Here is a 6,309-nt window from a genome sequence, read left to right on the forward strand (position 1 = left end):
CACGGCGGAAACCACTTCGCCAATGGATGCCAAAGCCGTGCTGTCAAAGCGTGCAGATGAGAAGGGCGGTAAATACTATATGATTATTGCCGGCCGCGAACACGGTAAATTCAGCGCGACCGCAGACGTTTATAAATAAGTATCAGGCAGGCAGAATTTATTCTGCCTGCTGTTTTTCCCCCGCGTTTTTCAGCCAGAGAAAGTGCCACGGCGGCAGCGTCAGCGGATGGTTGCTGTCAAAAATGCTGTTACCGGCAATATTGCGATAGAGCCGATTGTCCGGCAGCGTCCAGCTCACCTCTTTGCCGCTCAGATTATAAATACAGAGCATCTCTTCATTTTGCTGCGTCGAGCGGCGTCGCAAGATAAACAATGAGTTATCGCTTTCCAACACCTCGGCAGGGTTATCAGGATGAAAAGCGGGCTGGCGTGTTCTTAACTGAATCAGCTGGCTAAGCCCGTGATAAACCTTATGGCGCAACGAACGGGTATCGCTGAGCGCGGCTTCAATCTCACCGATAGCGTATTTTTCGCGGTTAATCGCCCGGTTGTGCCCCGCGACTTTTACGCCCTCCATATCGTTACGCGACCCTAAAATACTCTGAATATAAACGGCCGGTACGCCGGGGAAAGCCAGTAATACCGCGTGAGCTAACATAAAGCGCTGGAAGCGCACCTCGTCGCTGTCCTCTTTTTTATTCAGCGCATCCATATAGGTAACGTTGATTTCGTACGGGCTACTGGTGCCGTCAGGATTGTTTTTATAGGAGATCAGCGCACCTTCAAGAGCCAGATCCCTGACCAGCGACACGATTTCCGTTTCCGGCAGAATGCCGCGCAGTGGATTAAGACCGATGCCGTCGTGCGAAGCCAGAAAGTTAAACCAGGTGGTGGTGCCGTTGGCAACGCCCAGCGAAGCTGCCCACTTCTTCAGCGCACGTGAAGAACCGTAATGGATGGCGTGCAGCAGCAGCGGCGGCAGCGAGAACTGGTAAACCATCTGCGCTTCATCGCGCCCGTTGCCAAAATAGCTGATGTTATCTTTATGCGGCACGTTAGTTTCAGTAATGATGGCCGTGCCGGGGGCAACCTCTTCCGCGATAGCGCGAAACAGTTTCACCAGCTGGTGGGTTTTTTCCAGATGAATACACGAGGTGCCGGGCGTTTTCCACATATAGCCTACCGCGTCCAGCCGTACGTAATCTGCCCCCTTCGCCAGATAATCAAGCAGCACCTTTACCATGCTCAGCAGCACTTCTGGCCGGGCAAAGTTCAGGTCAATCTGATCGGCGCTGAACGTGGTCCAGATAAAACGCGTTTCGCCGTTTGCCAGCGTAAAAGGCGTCAGCAGCGGTGAGGTTCTGGGGCGGGTAACCGCGCTGAGATCCGTACCGGGTGGCATACTGATAAAGAAATCGTCCCACCCGGGATCCTGGGCCAGATAGTGCTTAAACCAGGCGCTGTGGGCGGAAATATGGTTGCACACGAAATCAAACATCAGTCGCGTATGCTGATGCAGTTCCGCCACGTCCGACCATTCACCGCAGATAGCATTGACCCGATGATAATCGATGACCGAAAAGCCATCGTCGGAAGAATAAGGGAAGAACGGCAGGAGATGGACCAGGGTAAAGCACTTCAGGTGCTGCTGATAAAAGCGAGAGAAAGTACGGAGCGTGGGCGCTTCGCGCTCGCGGAACTGATCGGCGTAGGTAATCAGCACCACGTCCTTTTCGTCCCAGTGCGCTTTGCGCGAGTAGCTGAGGGTATTTTGCGTCTGCCTGATGGCTTCCGTCAGCTGGTTAAGCGTCCCGGCGGGAAAAGCGCCTTCATAGATTTTATCGATTAAACTGTTGATAATTTCCATTTTTATAAAGTGAGCCACCGCACAGGTTTACCGCCACGTAATGTTCACTGTAGACCCTGGAAGCGAAAGCGCAAACTTCCTGCGGCGGCCGCGCTTTAGTGGCAGCTGCCTTTTTTACTGCATCCTTCGCAGCCACCGGCCTGAAGGTTTCTGACCGACAGCCTGGCCGGGGGGAGCCTGATATTTTTCATCACCGCCAGCATCAGCAGGTTAAACAGGGCCACCGCAGCCAGCGTTATAATGCTCGACTGCGGATGGCTGCTGAAAGTCGCGAGCTGATAAAACGTCGTGGCCAGGGTATAGGCCAGGCTCAACCCCCAACCGTTTGAGAACAGCATCCAGCCGGTACTGCTTTCGCGGGCCACCGCGCCCATCACCGACACGCAAGGCACGTAGAGCAGAACGAAAATCAGGTAGCTATAGGCGGCGGTATCGCTGGCAAATTTGCTGTGCATCATGCCCATTGCGCCGCTTGCCATGCTGCCGTCACCTTTGCTGGCGTCGAGAGGATGCAGCAGCACGCTCAGGCTGAACGTCGCCTGTACGTTCTGCCAGGTTTCCGTCACCGCTTCTTTCAGCTCGTTCAGCAAGCTAAAGCTTTGCGGATCGAACGCCTCTTTATGCAGCGCTTCGGCGGTATAGAGCGTATTTAGCGTGCCGATAACCACTTCCTTCGCCATCGCACCGGTAAGCAGACCGACCGTGGCCTGCCAGTTGTCGCTGCTGACGCCGATCGGGGCAAGTAACGGCGTCAGCTGGCGGCTGACGGTCGCCAATGCCGAGTCATTAATGCTGGAAACGGGCTGGCCGCTGAAGGTAAAGCTGTTCAGGGCGCCAATCATCACGCTCACGATCACAATGACCTTGCCAGCGCGCAGCACAAAGCTTTTCAGGCGCTGCCAGGTTTGCAGGCACAGGCTTTTCAAATGCGGCACGTGCCAGGCGGGCATTTCCATCATAAATGGTGTCGCTTCACCGCGTAGCAGCGTGTGCTTCAGCACCAGCCCGGTGAAGATGGCGGCCACAATCCCCAGCAGATAAAGGCTGAATACCACCAGCGCACCATGTTGGCCAAAGAACGCCGAGGCAAAAATAGCAAAGATAGCCAACCGCGCGCCGCACGACATAAAAGGCGCCATCAGTAACGTAATCAGGCGTTCACGCGGTGCATCAAGCGTACGCGTGCCCATCACGGCAGGCACGTTGCAGCCAAAGCCGACAATAAGCGGCACGAAAGATTTTCCGGGTAGCCCCAGCGCCTGCATCAGCCGATCCACAACAAAAGCCGCGCGCGCCATATAGCCCGAATCTTCCATAAATGAGAGAAACAGATACATCAGGCCAATTTGCGGGATTAGCGGCATGACGGTATTGATACCGCCGCCAATGCCCTGCGCCAGAAACAGCGTCAGGAAAGCGGGCAGATGCAGCACGGCACCCAGCCATTGCATCCCATCAATAAAGATCGCGGCGCTACTCCGTTCGAACAGGGGCTGCAGCGCACCGCCCAGGTTGATGGCCAGAAAGAACATCAGGTAAACCATGGCCAGGAAGAGGGGAATACCCAACCAGCGGTGCAGCACCACCCGATCGAGCAGGCCGGAAAGGCGGCGTGGAATAGCCGTTTGCTGTCCTCTGGCGCATTGGCACAGCTGTTCGATAGTGGCATAACGAGCCTGGCTGATAGCAAGCGGCGCTTCCGTACCGATTTGCGAGGCAAGCGCAGCGGCGCGATCGCCAGCCTGAATGCGGCACCAGACATCGCCTTCCAGCATCTGTAAAGCCAGCCAGCGCTGATGTGAGGGCTGCAGCTGAACCGGCATGGCGGCCTGTAGCGTAGCGACGTGACGCTCCGTCTCTTCGGGATAGGTGACGGTCAATGCCGGGGCTGCACCGTCAAAATCATCAATCGCCGCTTTCAGCCGATCGATGCCCGTACCGCGTGTTGAAACCAGCGGGATCACCGGACAGCCCAGCGCTTCAGCCAGCCGCGCCACATCAATATGGATATGCTGACTTTCAGCGATATCCAGCATATTCAGCGCGACGATGCAGGGCATGCCCAGCTCCCGTAGCTGTAGCGTCAGGTAAAGGTTGCGAACGAGGTTGCTGGCGTCGACCACGTTAATCAGCAGATCGGCCTCGCCGCTCAGAATGTAACTACAGGCGATCTGTTCATCTAACGAGCCTTGTTCCGACATGGTGGTCAGGGAGTAAGTGCCTGGCAAATCGACCAGTTTTACCTTGTGTTGCGCGGTGGTAAACGTCCCTTCCTTGCGTTCGACGGTAACGCCAGCCCAGTTGCCGACGCGCTGACGCGCACCGGTTAGCTGGTTAAACAGGGTCGTTTTCCCGGCGTTAGGATTGCCGATCAGACCAATCGTGAAAGCTTTCATATTTTCGCTCGTTTTCAGTTCAGGCAGTCAAGCTGGAGTAGGGAAAGGTCCTTGCGGCGCAGCGCCAGGCTTGCATAGCCATTTTCGATTTTGACGGGGCCGCCAAACGGCGCCACGGCTTTAACCTGAAAGCGAGAACCGGGACACAGTCCCTGTAACAGCAGCTTTTGCCGGAAGCCCGGACTGATAGCGGAAGAGAAGCCGATGATTGTGTAATAACGATTAGAAGCAAATTTCATAGCACCACCCAGGTAGAATACGCTGCCGTGATAATTGACCCGGGTAATTATATTGAGAATGATTCTTAGTTCAGTTGATGTAGAACAAACTTACGCCGAACGACGTTATCTGAAAAGTAAACGGAAAACGAAAAGCGCGTAAAAAAACGCCGTTCAGCGTGCGGATCGGACGATTCACACGCGGAACGGCAAAGGAATGCGTCAGGTCAGGACTTCTTGCCGAAGGCCGCAGCCAGTGCATCGCCCATAGCGCTGTTGCCCGCAGGCTGCGCCGCAGGGCGCGAGCGCGGTTTATTTTGAGCGGGACGGCCGGCATCGCGGCCAGCATTGCGGCGGGCGTTGGTTTCCCCCGGCTGCTCATCAAGGCGCATGGTCAATGCAATGCGTTTGCGCGGCAAATCCACCTCCATGACCTTCACTTTGACAATATCGCCCGCTTTCACCACTTTATGCGGATCGTCAACAAACTTGTCTGCCAACGAAGAGATATGCACCAGACCATCCTGATGCACGCCGATGTCGACAAAAGCGCCAAAATTGGTGACGTTCGTGACCGCTCCTTCCAGCACCATACCCGGCAGCAAATCGTTCATGGTTTCCACGCCTTCCGCAAACTGGGCAGTTTTAAACTCGGGACGCGGATCGCGACCGGGTTTTTCCAGCTCTTTAAGAATGTCGCTGACCGTCGGTACGCCAAACTTCTCGTCGGTAAAATCAACGGCGCGCAGGTCGCGCAGCGCGGTTGCGTTGCCCATTAAATCGGTCAGTGCCTGCTCGGTTGCGGCCAGAATGCGCTCCACTACCGGATAGGTTTCCGGGTGAACGGTCGACGCATCCAGCGGGTTATCGCCCTGGCTGATGCGCAGGAAGCCCGCGCACTGCTCAAAGGCTTTTGGCCCCAGACGGGTAACCTTCAGCAGCTGCTGACGATTACGGAAACGGCCGTTCTCGTCGCGCCAGTTAACGATGTTTTGCGCGATCATCTTGCTCAGGCCAGCGACACGCGTCAGCAGCGGCACGGAGGCGGTGTTCAGATCCACGCCTACGCCGTTAACACAATCTTCTACCACCGCATCCAGCTTTTTCGCCAGCTGGCTCTGGCTGACGTCATGTTGATACTGACCCACGCCGATCGATTTAGGATCGATTTTTACCAGCTCGGAAAGCGGATCCTGCAGGCGACGGGCAATAGAAACCGCCCCACGCAGCGAAACGTCCAGATCCGGGAACTCCAGCGCGGCCAGTTCGGAAGCGGAATAAACGGAAGCGCCTGCTTCGCTGACGATCACCTTCTGACCTTTGACCTGCGGGAACTGCTGTTGTATATCCAGATAGAAGCGTTCAGTCTCGCGTGAGGCCGTACCGTTACCGATAGCGACCAGTTCTACCTGATGCTTAGTACAGAGCGCGGCGACGGCAGCCGCTGCTTTGGCAGCCTGGCCGGTATGCGGATAAACCGTATCGGTCGCGACCAGCTTGCCGGTTGCGTCCACTACCGCAACTTTCATGCAGGTGCGCAGGCCCGGATCCAGCCCCATAGTGGCACGCATGCCTGCTGGCGCAGCCATCAGTAAATCGTGCAGATTACGGGCAAAGACATTGATCGCCTCATCTTCCGCCCGCTCGCGAACGGTACCCATCAGCTCGGTTTCGAGATGCAGCATCACCTTAATACGCCACGTCCAGCTCACCACCGCTTTGCGCCAGCTGTCGGCCGGGGCGTTATTCAGACGCAGGTTGAGATGGCTGGCAATGATTTGCTCGCCCTGACTTTCGCGCGGCGGCTCGTCAAACTGCGGATCGGCGT

General features: G+C 56.1%; 5 protein-coding genes. 1 reads left to right on the forward strand and 4 read right to left on the reverse strand.

Annotated elements, in window-relative coordinates; all coding sequences use genetic code 11:
- The coding region (locus RTK32_RS17425; protein ID WP_312046189.1) for a DUF1471 domain-containing protein at positions 1 to 139 on the forward strand (139 nt) is incomplete at its 5' end.
- An 18-nt stretch (positions 140 to 157) separates the two neighbouring features.
- On the opposite strand, the gene RTK32_RS17430 is transcribed toward RTK32_RS17425, so the two are convergent.
- From RTK32_RS17430 to RTK32_RS17445, 4 genes are all read right to left on the reverse strand, one after another.
- A complete protein-coding gene (locus tag RTK32_RS17430) occupies positions 158 to 1,867 on the reverse strand; it encodes an alpha-amylase family glycosyl hydrolase (RefSeq protein ID WP_312046181.1) in 1,710 nt (569 codons plus the stop codon).
- A 95-nt stretch (positions 1,868 to 1,962) separates the two neighbouring features.
- Positions 1,963 to 4,263, reverse strand: a complete 2,301-nt coding sequence (gene feoB, locus RTK32_RS17435) for a Fe(2+) transporter permease subunit FeoB (RefSeq protein ID WP_312046183.1) — start codon at positions 4,261 to 4,263, stop codon at positions 1,963 to 1,965.
- Positions 4,264 to 4,277: 14 nt separating this feature from the next.
- Entirely contained in the window at positions 4,278 to 4,502 is a 225-nt protein-coding gene (locus RTK32_RS17440; RefSeq protein ID WP_312046185.1) for a FeoA domain-containing protein, read from the reverse strand.
- A gap of 206 nt (positions 4,503 to 4,708) precedes the next feature.
- A partial coding sequence (locus RTK32_RS17445) for a Tex family protein (RefSeq protein ID WP_312046187.1) occupies positions 4,709 to 6,309 on the reverse strand: 1,601 nt, incomplete at its 5' end.

It is taken from the genome of Erwinia sp., assembly GCF_031978025.1.
In the GTDB taxonomy this organism is placed as follows: Bacteria; Pseudomonadota; Gammaproteobacteria; order Enterobacterales; family Enterobacteriaceae; genus Erwinia.